The organism is Streptomyces sp. NPDC051133, assembly GCF_040682635.1.
Lineage (GTDB): Bacteria > Actinomycetota > Actinomycetes > Streptomycetales > Streptomycetaceae > Streptomyces.
This window is the reverse complement of sequence record NZ_JBFBBK010000006.1, coordinates 1-17,020: the sequence shown is the minus strand read 5'-3', so window position 1 is coordinate 17,020 and position 17,020 is coordinate 1. Positions and strand designations below refer to the sequence as shown.

The 17,020-nt window shown below is 71.6% G+C and carries 15 protein-coding genes; 11 read left to right on the top strand and 4 right to left on the bottom strand.

All coding sequences use genetic code 11. The features are described from left to right. Positions 1-64 precede the first annotated feature (64 nt). Positions 65-1,111, top strand: a complete 1,047-nt coding sequence (locus tag AB0N17_RS09120; RefSeq protein WP_366010522.1) for a zinc-binding dehydrogenase — start codon at positions 65-67, stop codon at positions 1,109-1,111. 165 nt (positions 1,112-1,276) lie between these two features. On the opposite strand, the gene AB0N17_RS09115 is transcribed toward AB0N17_RS09120, so the two are convergent. Further along, positions 1,277-1,912 carry a TetR/AcrR family transcriptional regulator gene (locus AB0N17_RS09115; RefSeq protein WP_366010521.1) on the bottom strand — a complete coding sequence of 212 codons (636 nt, stop codon included), beginning with the start codon at positions 1,910-1,912 and terminating at the stop codon, positions 1,277-1,279. Between the two features lie 137 nt (positions 1,913-2,049). On the opposite strand from AB0N17_RS09115, the gene AB0N17_RS09110 reads away from it, so the two are divergent. The 5 genes from AB0N17_RS09110 to AB0N17_RS09090 are packed head-to-tail and all read left to right on the top strand — an operon-like array spanning position 2,050 to position 8,503. Further along, positions 2,050-3,195, top strand: a complete 1,146-nt coding sequence (locus AB0N17_RS09110; RefSeq protein ID WP_366010520.1) for a VOC family protein — start codon at positions 2,050-2,052, stop codon at positions 3,193-3,195. Further along, positions 3,192-4,130 (top strand): fumarylacetoacetate hydrolase family protein, encoded by a 939-nt coding sequence (locus AB0N17_RS09105; RefSeq protein ID WP_366010519.1) that lies wholly within the window; start codon positions 3,192-3,194, stop codon positions 4,128-4,130. Before AB0N17_RS09110 ends, AB0N17_RS09105 begins: the two co-directional genes overlap by 4 nt. Continuing rightward, positions 4,127-5,749: a bifunctional 3-(3-hydroxy-phenyl)propionate/3-hydroxycinnamic acid hydroxylase gene (locus AB0N17_RS09100; RefSeq protein ID WP_366010518.1), complete on the top strand. Its 1,623-nt coding sequence runs from the start codon at positions 4,127-4,129 to the stop codon at positions 5,747-5,749. Before AB0N17_RS09105 ends, AB0N17_RS09100 begins: the two co-directional genes overlap by 4 nt. Continuing rightward, positions 5,746-7,794 carry an acetoacetate--CoA ligase gene (locus AB0N17_RS09095; RefSeq protein WP_366010517.1) on the top strand — a complete coding sequence of 683 codons (2,049 nt, stop codon included), beginning with the start codon at positions 5,746-5,748 and terminating at the stop codon, positions 7,792-7,794. Before AB0N17_RS09100 ends, AB0N17_RS09095 begins: the two co-directional genes overlap by 4 nt. 16 nt (positions 7,795-7,810) lie before the next feature. Beyond that, complete coding sequence (locus AB0N17_RS09090) at positions 7,811-8,503, top strand: hypothetical protein (protein WP_366010516.1); 693 nt, start codon at positions 7,811-7,813, stop codon at positions 8,501-8,503. A 94-nt stretch (positions 8,504-8,597) separates the two neighbouring features. Here AB0N17_RS09090 and AB0N17_RS09085 read toward each other — a convergent pair whose 3' ends face one another. Next, positions 8,598-9,587 (bottom strand): LysR family transcriptional regulator, encoded by a 990-nt coding sequence (locus AB0N17_RS09085; protein WP_366010515.1) that lies wholly within the window; start codon positions 9,585-9,587, stop codon positions 8,598-8,600. A 110-nt stretch (positions 9,588-9,697) separates the two neighbouring features. Between AB0N17_RS09085 and AB0N17_RS09080 the strand changes: the two genes are divergently transcribed. Together AB0N17_RS09080 and AB0N17_RS09075 are read left to right on the top strand one after the other, a co-directional pair. After that, complete coding sequence (locus AB0N17_RS09080; protein ID WP_366010514.1) at positions 9,698-10,741, top strand: zinc-dependent alcohol dehydrogenase family protein; 1,044 nt, start codon at positions 9,698-9,700, stop codon at positions 10,739-10,741. Positions 10,742-10,761: 20 nt separating this feature from the next. Beyond that, entirely contained in the window at positions 10,762-11,442 is a 681-nt protein-coding gene (locus AB0N17_RS09075; protein ID WP_366010513.1) for an NAD(P)H-binding protein, read from the top strand. 137 nt (positions 11,443-11,579) lie between these two features. On the opposite strand, the gene AB0N17_RS09070 is transcribed toward AB0N17_RS09075, so the two are convergent. Together AB0N17_RS09070 and AB0N17_RS09065 are read right to left on the bottom strand one after the other, a co-directional pair. Further along, positions 11,580-12,908, bottom strand: coding sequence for a TRAM domain-containing protein (locus AB0N17_RS09070; protein ID WP_366010512.1), 1,329 nt, complete (start codon positions 12,906-12,908; stop codon positions 11,580-11,582). 147 nt (positions 12,909-13,055) lie between these two features. Further along, positions 13,056-15,107 carry an APC family permease gene (locus tag AB0N17_RS09065; RefSeq protein ID WP_366010511.1) on the bottom strand — a complete coding sequence of 684 codons (2,052 nt, stop codon included), beginning with the start codon at positions 15,105-15,107 and terminating at the stop codon, positions 13,056-13,058. 161 nt (positions 15,108-15,268) lie between these two features. Between AB0N17_RS09065 and AB0N17_RS09060 the strand changes: the two genes are divergently transcribed. The 3 genes from AB0N17_RS09060 (at position 15,269) to AB0N17_RS09050 (ending at position 16,884) form a co-directional block, all read left to right on the top strand. Continuing rightward, positions 15,269-15,397, top strand: coding sequence for a hypothetical protein (locus AB0N17_RS09060; RefSeq protein ID WP_366010680.1), 129 nt, complete (start codon positions 15,269-15,271; stop codon positions 15,395-15,397). Between the two features lie 144 nt (positions 15,398-15,541). Continuing rightward, positions 15,542-16,213 carry a TrkA family potassium uptake protein gene (locus AB0N17_RS09055; protein WP_366010509.1) on the top strand — a complete coding sequence of 224 codons (672 nt, stop codon included), beginning with the start codon at positions 15,542-15,544 and terminating at the stop codon, positions 16,211-16,213. Continuing rightward, complete coding sequence (locus AB0N17_RS09050; RefSeq protein WP_366010508.1) at positions 16,213-16,884, top strand: TrkA family potassium uptake protein; 672 nt, start codon at positions 16,213-16,215, stop codon at positions 16,882-16,884. Before AB0N17_RS09055 ends, AB0N17_RS09050 begins: the two co-directional genes overlap by 1 nt. Positions 16,885-17,020 lie beyond the last annotated feature (136 nt).

Below are 17,020 nucleotides of genomic sequence, written 5' to 3'. Positions count from 1 at the left end.
GGACACCCCAGGGCACCCATGTCCCGAACCGCCGGGCGGTGCCGCTCACAGAAAGAAGATCTTCATGGACACCATGCTCGCCGGACGATTCCACCTGGACAGCAAGAAGTTCGCCGTGGAGGAGGTCCCCATCCCCGTGCCGGGCCCGGGCGAGGTCCTCATCGAGGTGAAGGCCGCGGGCGTCTGCCTCTCCGACGTCCACCTGATCGACGGCTCCCTCGTCCCGCTGTTCGCCACCTCCGACACGGTCACCGTCGGCCACGAGGTCTCCGGTGTGGTCCACACGCTCGGCCCCGGCCTCAGGCGCGGCCTGCCGGTCGGCACCCGCGTCACCCTGGAGGCCGGCAAGACCTGCGGCACGTGCGCGGGATGCGTGCGCCGCCGCCCCTGCACCCGGATGCTCACCGCCGGCATCGACTACGACGGCGGCTGGGCCGAGTACGTGATCGCCCGCGAGGACACCCTCATCCCCATCCCCGACAACCTCCCCTTCGACCAGGCCGCGATCATCCCCGACGCGGTCTCCACCCCCTACGCCGCGGTCGTCACCACCGCGGGTGTCCGTCCCGCCCAAGCCGTCGGCATCTGGGGCGTGGGCGGAGTCGGTGCCCACAACGTACGCCTCGCCCGCCTGGCCGGCGCCGCCCCGATCATCGCCGTCGACCCGCTGCCCAGCGCCCGCGAGCGTGCCCTGGCCTTCGGTGCCGACCACGCCCTGGACCCGGCCGCACCCGACTTCGCCGACCAGGTACGCGCGGCCACCGAAGGACGGGGCCTGGACTTCGCCTTCGACTGCGCGGGCGTACCCGCCGTCCGCGAGCAGGCCGCCTCCGTGCTCGGCCTGGGCGGCTCCCTGATCCTGGTGGGCATCACCCCCAGGCCGCTCACCATCACCGAGGGACTGACCTTCAACTACCTGTGCAAGCAGGTCCGCGGCCACTACGGCGGCAGCCCCGAGTCGGTCGCCGAGCTGGTGCGTCTGACCGCGGCGGGTCGCCTCGACCTGGCCCCCTCCATCACGGACCACATCCCGCTGGTGGACGCGGCCGACGCGGTCAGCCGTCTGGAGAACAAGATCGGCGACCCGATCCGCCTCATCCTCGTCCCCTGACGCCTGTCAGCGGGACATCAAGCCACCCTGGGCAGGGGTGAGTGGGCGCCGGTGCGTGAGGGTGCACCGGCGCCCACGGCTTTCCGGCGACCGTGCCCGTGGGCACTCGTGGCCGCCGATGTGGCACCACAAGGGGCTGCGCTCCGGGAAAGGGGCAGGACGTCGTCAGGCGGATTCGGGCAGCCGGCGCCGGGTGACCTCATGGGCGTCGTCCGGCGGGACGCCGAGCATGCGCAGGACCATCTCGGCGAGGTCGGACGCGGCCTCGTCGCCGTCGAGGTCCGGGCGGTCCAGCCGGAGAGCCACGAGGGACAGCAGGGTGCCGCCCAGGGCGGACAGGGCGGTGGTCGCGTTGCCGCAGGTGAAGCGGCCCGAGGCCATGCCGATCTCCAGGTCGCGCAGGGCGCGCGGGGCGAGGCCGCGGTCGGAGTGGATGTGGGACAGGCCGCGGTCACGCAGGATCCGCATGAGTTCCGGATGGGAGTCGGCCATCCGGGCGGTGAGCCGGAAGCCGGCCGCGACCAGCTCGGCCGGGTCGTCGATGCCTTCCACGCGCCCGTCGATGACCTGCCCGAATTCCTCCAGGGCGTCCGTCACCGCGGCGTCGAACAGCTCCGTCTTGGACTCGAAGTGGTTGTAGAAGGATCCGAAACCGACGTCCGCGCGCTCGGCGATGACCTGGATGCTGGCGCTGGTGTCCCCGGTCTCCGCGAGGATCTGCCGGGCCGCGCGGACGAGGGCCTGTCGGGTTTCGGCGCGGCGCCGCTCGAAGCGGTTCTTGGGCGGGGCTGACGTCGGCATACGGCCAGTGTAACCGTCGCCACGATGACTCTGCCATTACTGATGAGATCATCAATTATTTGGGCTGCCTCTATTGACGAAGAGAAAGCGCAGAGTTGATGATTTCCTCATTACAGCAGTGTTGCCTGGAGGACACCATGTCCCACATCCCCGTTGACAAGGGCGGTCCTCTGACGCCCCACCGAGACCTCCACAGTGAGCAGGGCGCCCTGCGCGGCGAGCATCCCGGCCGGTCCCGGAACCCCGTGATCAAGGTGGCGGACCTGGCCTGGCTGGAGTTCGAGAAGCCCGACCTGGACCGGGCCGAGGTGTTCGCCCGCGACTTCGGCTTCGCCATCGCCGCACGCACCCGGCACGAACTCTGGCTGCGCGGCACGTTCGCGGGCTCTCCCTGCATGGTCATCCGGCGCGGTCGCGCCTCCCGCTTCCTCGGGCCGGCGTTCCGCGCGGCCGACCGGGCCGATGTGGACCGGCTGGCCGCCGCCGTCGGACACACCGTCCGGGACGCCGACGTCCCCGGCGGCGGCCGGTCGGTCGCCCTGTTCGATCCCTCGGGGCTCCCGGTCCGGGTGGTGCACTGCGCCGAACCGCTGCCCGCGCTGCCCGAGCAGCCGCCGCTGACCCTCAACACCGGCACGGAACGCCGTCGTACGAACGCCACGCAGCGCCCGCCCCGGGAGCCGTCCCGCATCCAGCGCCTGGGCCATGTCGTGCTGGAGACACGGAGGTTCACCCGCACCCTGGACTGGTACCTGGACACCCTCGGGATGATCGTGTCCGACTTCCTGTTCCTGGACGGACAGCGCGGGCGCGGGCCGACCATGGCGTTCATCCGCTGCGACCAGGGCAGCCTGCCCGTGGACCACCACACCCTCGCCCTGCACCTGGGTCCCGGTACCGGCTACGTCCACTCCGCCTACCAGGTCACCGACCTCGACGCGATCGCCGTCGGCGGGGAGTACCTGGCCGAGCGCGGCTACCGGCGCAGCTGGGGCATCGGCCGGCACATCCAGGGCAGCCAGCTCTTCGACTACTGGCGCGACCCCGACCGCTTCATGCTGGAGCACTTCGCCGACGGCGACCTGTTCTCCTGCGACCTCGACCCCGGCTGGGCGCCGATGTCGGCGAGCGGCCTGGCCCAGTGGGGCCCGCCCGTCACCCGTGACTTCCTCGGGACCAACCCCTCCCCCGCCAAGCTCCGCGAGGTCATGACGGCCCTGCGCGACGACAACGAACTCGACCCCGCACGCCTGCTGGGCCTGATGAAAGCGATGAGCTCATGAGCATCAACGTTCTGCGCACCCCCGACAGCTGGTGGGCCGTCCGGGGCGAGCGCGCCGTCCGCATCGAGACCACGGCGGTCACCACCGCCGAACTGCTCGCCGACCGGGCCGCGGTGCGGGAGGCCGCCGCCTCCGGCGAGAGCGGCACGCCCGTCGCCGACCTGGTGGCGCTGCCCCCGGTCACCACGCCCTGCCGGGTGGTGGCCCAGATGGTCAACTACCGCAGCCACGCCAAGGATTCGGGCTTCACCGGTGACATACCGCCCACCTTCTTCCGCAAGGCGTCCGGCTCGGTCAGCGGCCCGCGCGAGACGATCGTCCGCCCCGCGCACGTGAACTTCCTCGACTACGAGGTGGAACTCGGCCTCGTCATGGGCGCGCCGCTGCCCGTGGGCACCGTCGTGGAGGAACGGGACCTGCCCTCGTACGTCGCCGGGCTCGTCCTCACCAACGACGTCAGCGCCCGCGACGTCCAGCTGACCAAGACCCAGTTCTACGAGAGCAAGTCCTACCCGACCTTCACCCCGACGGGGCCGTACCTGGCCCTGCTGGAGCCCGAGGACTTCGCCCGGCTGATCGACCTGCGGCTGCGGCTGAACGTCAACGGCGTACCGCGCCAGGACCGCACCCTCGCCGACATGATCGTGCGACCGGCGCAGGCGCTCACCCTGCTCGCCCGCTTCCAGAACCTCGACCCGGGCGACCTGCTGCTCACCGGCACACCCGGCGGCACCGCCCTGAAGGCCCCGCCCAAGCCGGTCGAGAAGATCGCCGCTCTGCTGCCGCCCGCGTTGAAGTGGAAGGCGTTCTTCAACGGCCAGGCCAAGAACCCGCTGTACCTGCGCGACGGTGACCTCGTCACCGCCACCATCGCCACCCCCGACGGGCACATCGACCTGGGCGAGCAGCGGACCGCCGTGGCGGACGCGAAGTGAGCACCGCAGACCGGCGACCGGTGGTCATCATCGGCGCGGGGCCCGTGGGAGTCACGGCCGCGCTCCTGCTCGCCCGGCACAAGGTGCCCAGCCTGCTCCTCGAACGCCACCGGGACGTCTACCCGCTGCCGCGCGCCGTCGTCGTGGACGACGAGGTGCGCCGGATCCTGCAGAACGTCGGCATCCACGAGGAATTCGCCGCCCTCGCCCGGCCGGCACGCGGGCTCCGACTGCTGGACGCCCGGCACCGCGTGATCGCCGAATTCGCGCGACCCGGGCACGGCCGTCACGGCTTCCCCCAGACCAGCATGTTCGACCAGCCGGACCTCGAGCGTCTGCTGCGCGACGCTCTCGCCCGCCGACCGGAGTGTGAGCTGCGGGGCGGGGTGGAGGTCGTGTCCGTCACGCAGGACACCGACGGGACGGCTCCGGTCCGGGTCACCTTCCGCCGCGACGGCAGCGACGAGGACGAGCATGTGTGGGCCGATGCCGTCCTCGGCTGCGACGGCGCCGGCAGCCTCACCCGCGACGCCATCGGCGCCGTATGGGAGGACCTGCGCTTCGAGGAGAGCTGGCGGGTCATCGACGTGCGCACCAGCCGTCCGGTGCGGACCTGGGAGGGCGTCGACCAGATCTGCTGCCCCACCCGGCCCGCCACCTTCATGCGCCTCGGCGAGGACCGCTACCGCTGGGAGTTCCGGCTGCCCGCCGACGTACACCTGGACGGCCCGGACGGCCGGGAACGTCTGCGCGAGCTGGTCGCCCCCTGGGTGGACGTGCCGTCCGGCGCCGCGGGGGCCGACGACTTCGAGGTGATCCGGCAGGCGCAGTACACCTTCAGGGCCCGCCTCGCCGACCGGTGGCGCCAGGGACGCGTCTTCCTGCTGGGCGACGCGGCCCACCTCACGCCTCCCTTCATCGGCCAGGGCCTGTGCGCGGGCCTGCGCGACGCCCGAAACCTCACCTGGAAGCTCGCCCGCGTTCTCCGGCAGGGCGCGGACGAAGGGCTGTTGGACACCTACGAGCGCGAGCGCAAACCGCACGCCCGCTACGTGATCCGGCTCGCGGTGGCCGTCGGCTGGGCCATGACAGGCGGACAGGACCGCGGCGCGGCACTGCGCCGGGCCGTCGTCGGCGCGGCATGCCGCCTCCCCGGCGTGACCGCGGCGGTGAGCCGCGACCTCAGCCCCCCGCTGACCGCCGGCCCCCTGGTACGGCGCCGGCCCGGGTTCGTCGGTCGCGGGCTGACCGGCACCTTCTGCCCGCAGCCCTGGGTGATCGTCGACGGCGGGCGCACGCGCCTGGACGACGTCCTCGCCGACTCCTTCGCCCTCCTGACCGCTGTGCCGCCCACCCCGCAGATGACGGCCGTGGCCACGGCACTCGACGCGGCCACGATCCACGTCGACGACCTGAGCGACGACGGCACGCTGGCCGCCTGGCTGGCACGCGGCCGGGCGGACGCCGCCCTGCTGCGCCCCGACCGTGTCGTGATGGACACCGTCCCCACCGGGGCCGGTCACTTCGCGGACCCCACCGCCTGGGCCTCCCTGCTCCACACGGCCCGCCGTACCACCGATGCCCGGCCCGACCCCCTGCCGAGGAGCACCGCACCGTGACCACTCCGCGTCCCACGCCGCACCCGGAACCGTTCCTGCCGCCCGACCCGAAGACGGCCGCCGGCAGCCGCATCGCGGATTTCGCCCGCTGGGCTTCCCGGCACCAGGGCGCCGAAGGTATCCAGGACCCCACCGACTACCAGGCCCTGCACCACTGGTCCGTCACCGACCTGAAAGGGTTCTGGGCGGCGGTGTGGGAGTACTTCGACATCGAGGCTTCCACTCCGTACGAGCGGGTGCTGGCGGAGGAGACCATGCCCGGCGCCAACTGGTTCCCGGGCGCCACCCTCAACTACGCCCACCACGCGCTGCGCAACCTGCACCCGGACGCACCCGCGATCACCGCACTGGACGAGACGGGAGCCGGCTACGAGATCACGGGCCGACAGCTGCGCGCCCAGGTCGCCTCCGTCGCGGCCACCCTGCGCGACCTGGGCGTCGGCCGGGGCGACCGGGTCGTGGGCTACCTGCCCAACACCCCGCACGCCGTCATCGCCTTCCTCGCCACCGCCGGCCTGGGCGCCGTGTGGTCGGTGTGCGGCCAGGACTACGCCCCCAAGGCCGCAGCCGACCGCTTCGCCCAGCTCGAACCCACGGTGCTCGTCACCGCGGACGGCTACCTCTTCAACGACACCCGCCACGACCGCCGCGCAGCCTCGCTCGACCTCGCCGGGGCCCTTCCCACCCTGAAGGCCACGGTGCTCGTGGACCACCTGGGCCTCACCTGGCCCGAGACCGGGCACACCACCCTGACGGTGCCGTGGGAAGACGCCGCCACCGGCACCGAACACCTCCCCATCACGCCGGTGCCGTTCGACCACCCGCTGTGGATCGTCTTCTCCTCCGGCACCACCGGCCTGCCCAAGGGCATCGTGCACGGCCACGGCGGCGTCCTGCTCGAACACCTCAAAATCCTCGCGCTGCACTGCGACCTGGGCGTCGGTGACCGCCTGCTGTGGTACACCACCACCCACTGGATGATGTGGAACCTGGTCGTCTCCACCCTGCTGACCGGCGCCACCACCTGCACCTACGACGGAAGCCCCGCGCCGGTGGCGCGCCCGGGCATCCTGTGGGAGCTGGCGGCCCGCCACAAGGTGACGGTCTTCGGCACCAGCCCCCAGTACCTGCTGGCCATGGCCAAGCTGGGCATCGAACCCTCGGAGCACGACCTGTCGGCCGTCCGGGCCATCGGCAGCACCGGCTCCGCCCTGCCCGCCTCCGCCTACCCCTGGGTCCGCGACCACGTGGGCGCCGGTATCCAGCTGGCCTCCACCAGCGGCGGCACCGACGTCGTCTCCGCCTTCGCCGGCAGCTCCCCCACGACCCCCGTCTGGGCGGGCGAGGTGTCCGCCCCCAACCTCGGCGTGGCGCTCGCGGCGTACGACGGCGCCGGACGGCCGGTCGTCGACCAGGTCGGCGAACTGGTCATCACCCGCCCCATGCCGTCCATGCCCCTGTACTTCTGGAACGACCCCGACGGCAGCCGCTACCGCGACGCCTATTTCGCCGCCTACCCGGGCGTATGGCGGCACGGCGACTGGATCACCCTCACCTCCCACGGCTCGGTGATCGTCCACGGCCGCTCCGACGCCACCCTCAACCGCAACGGCGTGCGCCTGGGCAGTGCCGACATCCACGACGTCGTCGAACGCCTCCCCGAGATCACCGAGGCGCTCGTCATCGGCGCGGAGGAACCCGACGGCGGCTACTGGATGCCCCTGTTCGTCGTCCCCGCGCCCGGTGTCACGCTGGACGACGCCTTGCGCGAGAAGATCCGTGACGCCGTCCGCACCGGCGCCTCGCCCCGCCACGTACCCGACGAGATCCTCGCCGTGCCGGCCATCCCGCACACCAGGACGGGCAAGAAACTCGAGGTCCCGGTCAAGCGCCTCCTCCAGGGCGCGCCCGCCGAGCAGGTCCTCCATCCCTCGGCGGTCGACGACCCGGACCTGGTCGCCTACTTCGCCGACCTGGGAGCCGAACGCCGCCAGGCCCGTCACCCGCGCACCGTGAGCGAGCCCGCGCCGGGGCTGTCAGACTGAATATGTGGTTCCGCTGATGACCGCGACCGATCAGGCCGCGTCCTCATCACTCACCGGCGCCGGCGTGGTGTCGGTGTGCGCATTGCTCTTCACGGTCGCGTCGTTCTGGTGGCTCAATGCCCGACAGGGGCGCCTGAAGACGTGGGAGCCGCACGCCTTCGCAGCGATCATTCACGCATCCACGGCCCGCCTGCGGCTCCCGCTCGTCCTGCACAACACCGGCCCCAAGCCGATCGTCGTGCAGGACCTCATCCTGACCTTCCCCGACGAGCCCGCGTCCCATCTGCCACTGCTGTGGGTGTCCTCGCCGTCCCGCCTCCAGCCCGCGCCGGACGAGGAGGCAAAGCTGCCGGCCGGATTCGTCGTTCCGGGCAGAGAGGCGCAACAACTCTTCATAGAGTTCGAGGCACCGTTTTCCGGGTTCATGCCGGAAGCCCGTGACTACCAGGTCCAGTTGCAGGCGAGGGTCGGCCACCGCAAGGGGTGGCGCCGCCTGCTGACGTTCACCCTGCGGGCCGCCAACATCATCGATCCGGACCGCTACACCGTGTACGACAACGCGCCGATCGAGCTGACGAAGGAAGACCGGAAGAGGGCGGATGCCGCACTCCTGGAGCTGTTCGAAGAGCACGGAGACGACTCCGCTTCGGACGGCAGGAGACAGCGGCCCTCTTCCAAGGACGACGGCGACACCGACACGAGCCGCTGACGAGACTGGCGCTCCGGGGACAACCGCTGCCGCAGGGCTTCACCGCTCTCGTCACGGAAGCGCGAAACCTCCGACTGCCTTGACGACAGACGGATCAGCGGCCTTCGGCCAGGGCACGAGCCGGTGAGGGGTAGCCCGGCGAGTCCTGGCGCCCGCCTGCACCTGCACCGTCATCCGCAGTGCTCGGCGCAAGGGACCGCAGTACATCGAGGCAGGCTGCGATCGCGGGTTCGTGGCCTGCGTCGATCCGGGTGACGATCTCGATCGTGCGAGCGAGCGTGGGGTCGGCCACCGGCCGCGCGACAAGCGTGGGCGGGAGATGAACCGCGGCCATGCGAGGGAGGACGACCGGGTGGCCACCGCTCGCCGCCAGGGCGATCATGGCGTTGAAGTCGGAGCAGGTGTGCTGTATCTGCGGGGTGAATCCCACCGACCGGCAGGCGTGGAGGACGGCCGCGCCGCAGGCGGTGTCCGCGCGGGCCGTGATCCACGGTGTGTGCGCGAGGTCCCGCAATGCGATGGGAGACCCTTCCGCGGCGGCCGCGGGGTGATCACGCCGGACTACGGCGGCCAGCGGGTCGACATGCAACTGGTGGGTCTCGACGCCCAGGGGCACGGGATCGGCGAGGTTTGTGTAGCGGTAGACCAGCGCGAGGTCGACGCGTCGCTGGAGCAGCAGGCGCACGGCGAGTTCGGGTTCGGCCTCGGTGATGTGCAGGACCAGCCCGGGATGTCGGTCTTCCAGCGCCTGGCCGAGTGGGGCTGCCAGCGGGGCGAGGGCGCTGGGGAAGGCGGCGAGGTGGAGCGGCCCGACCGGCTCCGTGGCATGGCTGCGCAAGTGGCGTTGCGCGCGTTCGAGGGCGTCGAGCACGTGCTCGGTGTCTTCGGCCAGCCGGTGCCCGGCGGGTGTCAGATAGATGGACCGGCCCGTGCGTTCCAGCAGGCGCGTGTGGGTCTCCTCCTCCAGGAGCCGGAGCTGCTGCGAGACGGCGGAGGGGGTGACGCCGTGCAGTTCCGCCACAGCGGTCACGGTGCCGTGTGCGGCCAGATCACGCAGAAGGACCAGTCGTCGAACATCGAGCATTAGTTCAGCTTAAATGAATGATGTATCTGATGTAGCTGGACAGAAACGACCTCATGCGACGACGCTGGGCGGCCTGTCCCACCCCGTTGAGCAGCATCAGGAGTCCCCGTATGCGCGCCACCGTGATCCACGGACCGAACGACATCCGCATCGAGGAGGTCCCGGACCCACGGATCCAGCACCCTGCGGACGCGGTGGTGCGCGTGGTCAGCGCCTGCATCTGCGGCAGTGACCTCTGGGCCTACCGCGGGGTGGCCTCGCGCGTGCCCGGCCAGCGCATCGGGCACGAGTTCCTCGGCGTCGTGGAGGAGGTCGGCTCCGAGGTCACCGGTTTCGCTCCAGGCGACTTCGTGGTCGCACCCTTTGTCTGGTCCGACGGCACGTGCGACTACTGCCGGCAGAGCCTGCAGACCTCCTGCCCGCACGGCGGGTTCTGGGGAGAGGTCGGATCCGACGGGGGCCAGGGGGAAGCGGTCCGTGTGCCCTACGCCGACGGGACCCTCGTCGAACTGCCCCCGGACGCCGTCACCGACGAAAAGCTCCTCCCCGGCCTGCTGGCCCTCTCCGACGTGATGAGCACCGGACACCACGCCGCCGTCTCGGCGCGGGTCCGTCCCGGAGCCACGGTCGCCGTCGTGGGCGACGGAGCGGTCGGCCTGTGCGGTGTGCTCGCCGCCCGCCGACTCGGCGCCGACCGGATCATCGCGCTCGGCCGCCACCGGAGCCGCACGGACATCGCCCGTTCGTTCGGCGCCACCGACGTCGTCGCCGAGCGCGGCCAGGCGGCGATCGAGGCGATCCGGGAACTGACCGGCGGCCAGGGCGCACACGCCGTACTGGAAGCCGTCGGGACGGAGGAGTCGATGCGTACCGCCCTCTCCATCACTCGCGACGGCGGCGCCGTGGGCTATGTCGGCGTACCGCACGGCGGCAGCGCCGGCGTGGACATCGCCCGGATGTTCGACCGCAACATCACTCTGGCAGGTGGCGTCGCCCCGGCACGCGCCTACATACCCGAACTGCTCACCGATGTGCTGGCGGGCGTCATCGATCCCGCTCCGGTCTTCGACCGCACCGTCGGCCTCGACGGGGTGCCGGACGGCTACCGCGCCATGGACGACCGGTCGGCGCTGAAAGTCCGCATCACCTTCTGATCAGCCACGAGGAGATGTACATGAAGATCGCCATCGCCGGCGGGCACGGCCGGATCGCCCGGCGTCTGGGCCGACTCCTCATCGCACGGGGAGACAGCGTCGTGGGGCTCATCCGTAACCCCGCCCACAGCGCTGACCTGGCGGACGACGGAGTACGGCCGATCGTCTGCGATCTCGAGGCGGCGTCGCCCGACGACGTCGCCGCGGCCCTGTCCGGAGCCGATGCCGTGGTCTTCGCTGCCGGCGCCGGCCCCGGCAGCGGTGCGGCCCGCAAGTACACCGTCGATCATCAGGCCGCCGTGCTTCTGGCCGAGGCCGCCCTGCGGGCAGACGTCCGGCGGTACGTGATGGTCTCCACCCGCGGCGCCGGCAGTCCGCCCCCGGCTCACGCCGACGACGTCTGGGCCGCCTACGTTCACGCCAAGACCGCCGCCGACGACCACGTCATGGCACGGGACCTCGACTGGACCGTCCTGCGCCCCGCAGCCCTCACCGACGCTCCCGGCACCGGCGCGGTACGCCTCACCGCGGAGAGGAGCGTGGGCCAGGTCACGCGCGACGACGTCGCCGAGGTCCTGGCCGCCCTGCTCGCCACGCCTGCCACCGCAGGGCTCGTCCTGGAACTTGCCCAGGGACCTGATCCCGTCGCCGAAGCGGTGGCACATGCCGCGAACGACCGCACGGGCGAACCCCGCCGCTGAGAGCCGACACCAGCGAGCAGCACGTCCCGTTCGCCGGCCAGGAGTGCGCCCTGCGCCTCCTGGCACGGTCACCGGCCCCCTGCCCCCAGGTCGGCCGCGCGTCGGGGCGCAGCGCCGGCTCGGGGGCGACTCGCAGATCAGAGCCCCTTGGCCGCGGGCTCCAGAATCGCCACGCACTCCACGTGATGCGTCATCGGGAACAGGTCGAACGCCCGGAGCGTCCGCACCCGGTACCCGCCCTCGCGGAAGTACGCCAGGTCCCGGGCCAGCGCGGCGGGATCGCAGGCGACGTAGGCGATGCGGCGGGCGTCCAGGGAGGCGAGGTGGGCGACCGTCTGGCGGCCGGCGCCGGACCGCGGGGGGTCCAGGACGATCAGGTCGACCTCGGTGATGCCGGTGCGCGGCAGGACCGACTCGACCTTGCCCTGCTCGATGCGGACGCGCGGGAAGTCGGCGAGGTTGTGCCGTGCGTCCTCGACCGCCCGCTTGCCGGACTCGATGCCGAGCACCGCGCCCTTCTCGCCGAGGCGGTCGGCGAGGGCGCCGGCGAAGAGGCCCACGCCGCAGTAGAGGTCCAGGGCCATCTCGCCCTTGCGCGGCAGCAGGCCCTGCATGACGGCCTTGACCAGGGTGTCGGCCGCCATCGGGTGGACCTGCCAGAAGCCGCCGCTGCCGACGCGGTAGGTGTGGTCGTCGGCGCGCTCGCGGACGAACGCGCGGCCGTGGACGCGGTGGATGCCGCCGTCCTTCTCGTCGACGCGCATCACGGAGACGGGCCTGTCCAGCTCGACGAGCGGCAGCCGTGCGCCCGGCTTCGGCTCCAGGATCACCATGCGGTCCTGGGAACCCGTCGCGGCGATCGCCTCGACGGAGGCCATGCCGGCCCAGTCCCGCTCCTCGATGCCGAGTTCGCTGACGCCGGCCGCGGCGATCATGCAGTGGTCGATCGGTTCGACCTCGTGCGAGCGGTGGCGGCGCAGTCCGGCGTTGCCGTCCGCGTCCACGGCGTACTGCACGCGCGTGCGCCATTGCGGGACCTGCCCGGCGGGCAGCTTGTCGCCCTCGGCCGGTACCACCGTGCCGTCCCAGCCGGCCTCCTCGGGCGTGAGCCCGGCGAGCCGGCGCAGCTGCTCGGCGATCACGTCGGCCTTCAGCCGGCGCTGGGCGCCCGGCTTGGCATGCTGCCAGTCGCAGCCGCCGCAGCGGCCCGGCCCGGCGAACGGGCAGGGCGCCTCGATGCGGTCCTTGGACGCCTCCAGGATCCGTACGGCGTCCGCGCGCAGGAAGCGCGCGCCCTCCTCGCCCTCGGTCACCCGCGCCACCACCCGCTCACCGGGCAGCGCGTGCCGGACGAACAGCACCTGGCCCTCGGCGGTACGGGCGATGCAGTGGCCGCCGTGGGCGACGGGGCCGATCTCGACCTCGTACTCCTCGCCCACCAGAGACTTGGTCGGTTCTGCCTGCATGGTGGGGTGACTCCAGATCGGGACGGAAAGCGGGGACGGAAGGAGGAGAGGAAGGCGGGGACAGGAGGCGGGACACCGGGACGGGAAAAGGCCGCAGACCGGTGAGGCCGACAACAGCCCACCAGTCTACGGCCTCTCCCGCGTGCCTCAGTCCTTGGTCGCCGACGGCTGCTTGGGGCGCTCCACCGCGGGGCCACGGCGGACCGCGCCCGGCGCGCTCCACTCCTGCCGCTTGCGGGCCCGCAGCTTGGCGGCCTCGGAGGACTGCAGCTGGTAGGGCACCGAGGTGACCATGACGCCCGGCGTGAAGAGCAGGCGGCCCTTCAGGCGCAGGGCGCTCTGGTTGTGCAGCAGGTGCTCGTACCAGTGGCCGACCACGTACTCGGGGATGATCACCGAGACCGCGTCGCGCGGGGACTCCTTGCGCAGGCCCTTGACGTACTCGATCACCGGACGGGTGACCTCGCGGTACGGCGAGTCGAGGACCTTGAGCGGTACGTCGATGCCGCGCCGCTCCCACTCGTCGCGCAGCGCCTTGGTCTCGGCCGGGTCGACGTTGACCGTCAGGGCCTCCAGGGTGTCCGAGCGCATCAGCTTGGCGTAGGCCAGGGCGCGCAGCGTCGGACGGTGGATCTTGGAGATCAGCACGACGGAGTGCACCCGCGACGGACGGACCATGTCGTCGTCCGGCTCCTCGGGGGCGGCGATCTCCTCGGCGACGCGGTCGTAGTGCTTACGGATCGCGGTCATGGTCGCGTAGAAGATGCACATGCCGAGCACGGCCACCCACGCGCCGTGCGTGAACTTGGTGATCAGCACCACGACCAGCACCAGGCCGGTCAGGAAGGCGCCGAACGCATTGATCGCACGGGAGCGGATCATGTGGCGGCGCTTGGCCTGGTTCTTCTCGACCCGCAGGTGCCGGTTCCAGTGCCGGACCATGCCGATCTGGCTGAGCGTGAAGGACACGAACACGCCGACGATGTACAGCTGGATCAGCCGCGTGGAGTCCGCGCCGTAGATGACGGTCAGCAGCGCCGCGGTGCCGGCGAGCAGCACGATGCCGTTGGAGAAGGCGAGGCGGTCGCCGCGGGTGTGCAGCTGGCGCGGGAGGTAGCGGTCCTGGGCGAGGATCGAGCCCAGCAGCGGGAAGCCGTTGTACGCCGTGTTCGCCGCCAGGAACAGGACCAGGGCCGTCGCCGCCGCCAGGACGACGAACAGGAAGCTGCCCTTGCCGAAGACCGCCTCGGCGACCTGGGAGATCACCGGGTTCTGGACGTAGCCGGAGCCGAGCGGGTGGCCGTTGTGGATCAGGTCGACGGCCGGGTTCTCCGCCATGTGGACCTTGGTCGTCATGGCGAGGACGATGATGCCGCAGAACATGGTGACGGCCAGCAGGCCCATCATCGCGAGGGTGGTCGCGGCGTTCTTCGACTTGGGCTTGCGGAAGGCCGGGACGCCGTTGGAGATGGCCTCGACGCCGGTGAGGGCCGCACAGCCCGAGGAGAAGGCCCGCAGCAGCAGGAAGACGAGCGCGAAGCCCGCGAGGCCCTGGTGCTCGGCGTTGATGTGGTAGTCGGCGGTCGGCGCCCGCATGGTGTGGCCGAGGACCAGGCCCCGGACGGCACCCCACGCGATCATGATGAAGACACCGCCGACGAACACGTACGTCGGGATCGCGAAGAGCTTGCCGGACTCCTTCACGCCGCGCAGGTTCATCAGCGTCAGCAGCACGATCACGATGACCGCGCACAGCACCTTGTGCTGGACGACGAAGGGGATCGCGGAGCCGAGGTTCTCGATGCCGGAGGCGATGGAGACGGCGACGGTCATGACGTAGTCCACGAGCAGGGCGCTCGCGACGGTCAGACCGGCTTTGGCGCCGAGGTTGGTCGTGGCGACCTCGTAGTCGCCGCCACCGCTCGGGTACGCGTGGACGTTCTGCCGGTAGGAGGCGACCACGGTGAACATCAGCACGACGACCGCGAGGGCGATCCAGGGGCTGAAGTGGTACGCCGACACGCCCGCGATGGACAGGACCAGCAGGACCTCCCCCGGCGCGTAGGCGACGGAGGACAGCGGGTCGGAGGCGAAGACGGGGAGTGCGATGCGCTTCGGCAGGAGCGTTTCGCCCAGCCGGTCACTGCGCAGTGCGCGCCCGATCAGAATCCGTTTGGGCACGTCGGTCAGTTTGGACACGACAGAGGATGGTAGGCCTTCGAACAGGCAGCCGCCCACCCGGCACCCATGTTCTGCCTCACGAGTGAAATCACAGGCGCCCGGAACTGCGGATTCCGTGGTCCGCGCGCTCCCCGTGCCTAGATGGCAGACCCCGCCTGTCGTCGCACTTCGGAGATGCCATGCCCCCGCCCGCGGAGCTGATCGGGGCGATTCTCGCCCTGGTCGGCCTCGGAATCCTGACCCTGTGCAGCGTGCGCAGCATCACTCGCCGGCGCCGGCCCGCGGTGATCACCGACACGGACCGCTGACCCTGCTCATGCCCATGATCGCGGACAGTGATCAAGCCAACCCCGGCGCAGGGGTGCCCACCCCGCGGCGCCCGTGTGTAGCTTTGGGCGTCGGTCTGAGACCCTGATGCTGAGCAGTAACTTTTGGACACCGGAAGGACGGTCGTGCACATCGTCATCATGGGCTGCGGACGAGTGGGTTCCGCCCTTGCCCAGACCCTGGAGCAACAGGGACACACGGTCGCCGTGATCGACCAGGACCCCACCGCCTTCCGCCGCCTGGGCCCGGGATTCGGCGGCCGCCGGGTCACCGGGGTCGGCTTCGACCAGGACACCCTGCGCGAGGCGGGCATCGAGGAGGCCGGCGCCTTCGCCGCCGTCTCCAGCGGCGACAACTCCAACATCATCTCCGCGCGCGTGGCCCGCGAGATGTTCGGCGTGGAGAACGTGGCCGCCCGCATCTACGACCCCCGCCGCGCGGAGGTCTACCAGCGCCTGGGCATCCCCACCGTGGCTACGGTCCGCTGGACGGCCGACCAGATGCTGCGCCGCCTGCTGCCCTCCGGCGCCGAGCCGCTGTGGCGCGACCCCACCGGCGGGGTCCAGCTCGCCGAGGTGCACGCCTCCGCGAAGTGGGTCGGGCACAAGATCAGCAGGCTCCAGGAGGAGACGGGCGTCCGCGTGGCCTTCCTGACCCGCCTGGGCGAGGCGATCCTGCCGACCTCGCAGACGGTGCTGCAGGAGGGCGACCTCGTGCACGTGATGATGCGGTCGGACGACGTCGAGAAGGTCGAGGCGGCGTTCGCCGAGGGCCCGGAAGAGGAGAGCGGTCACTGATGAGGGTCGCCATTGCCGGAGCCGGCGCCGTCGGCCGCTCGATCGCCGGCGAACTGCTCGAGAACGGCCACGAGGTCCTGCTCATCGACAAGGCCCCGACCGCCATCTCGGTGGAGCGGGTGCCCCAGGCGGAGTGGCTGCTGGCCGACGCCTGCGAGATCACGTCCCTGGACGAGGCGGCCCTGCAGCGCTGCAACGTGGTCATCGCCGCGACCGGTGACGACAAGGTCAACCTGGTCGTCTCGCTGCTCGCGAAGACCGAGTACGGCGTCCCGCGCGTCGTCGCCCGCGTCAACAACCCGAAGAACGAGTGGCTGTTCAACGAGGCCTGGGGCGTGGACGTGGCCGTCTCCACCCCGCGCCTGATGTCCGCCCTGGTCGAGGAGGCGGTGAGCGTCGGCGACCTGGTCCGGCTGCTGCGCTTCAGCCACGGCGACGCCAACCTCGTCGAGCTGACCCTGCCCGAGGAGTCGGCCCTGGCCGGCACCCAGGTCGGCGACGTGCAGTGGCCGGAGGACACCTCCCTGGTCACGATCATCCGCGGCACCCGCGTCCTGACGCCCACCAAGGAGGACTCCCTGGAGCCGGGCGACGAGCTGCTCTTCGTGGCCGCGCAGGCCCGCGAGGAACAGCTGGAGGAACTGCTGTCGGTCCGGCGGGAACAAGCCTGACGCGAGCCTGACGCAGACATCGAGAAGGGGGGGGGCGGCGGCGGGGGGGGCGGGGGGGGGGGGGGGGGGGGGGGGGGCCCCCCCCCGGGGGGGGGGGGGCCCCCCGCCCGCCGCCCGCCCCCGCCCGCCCCCCGCC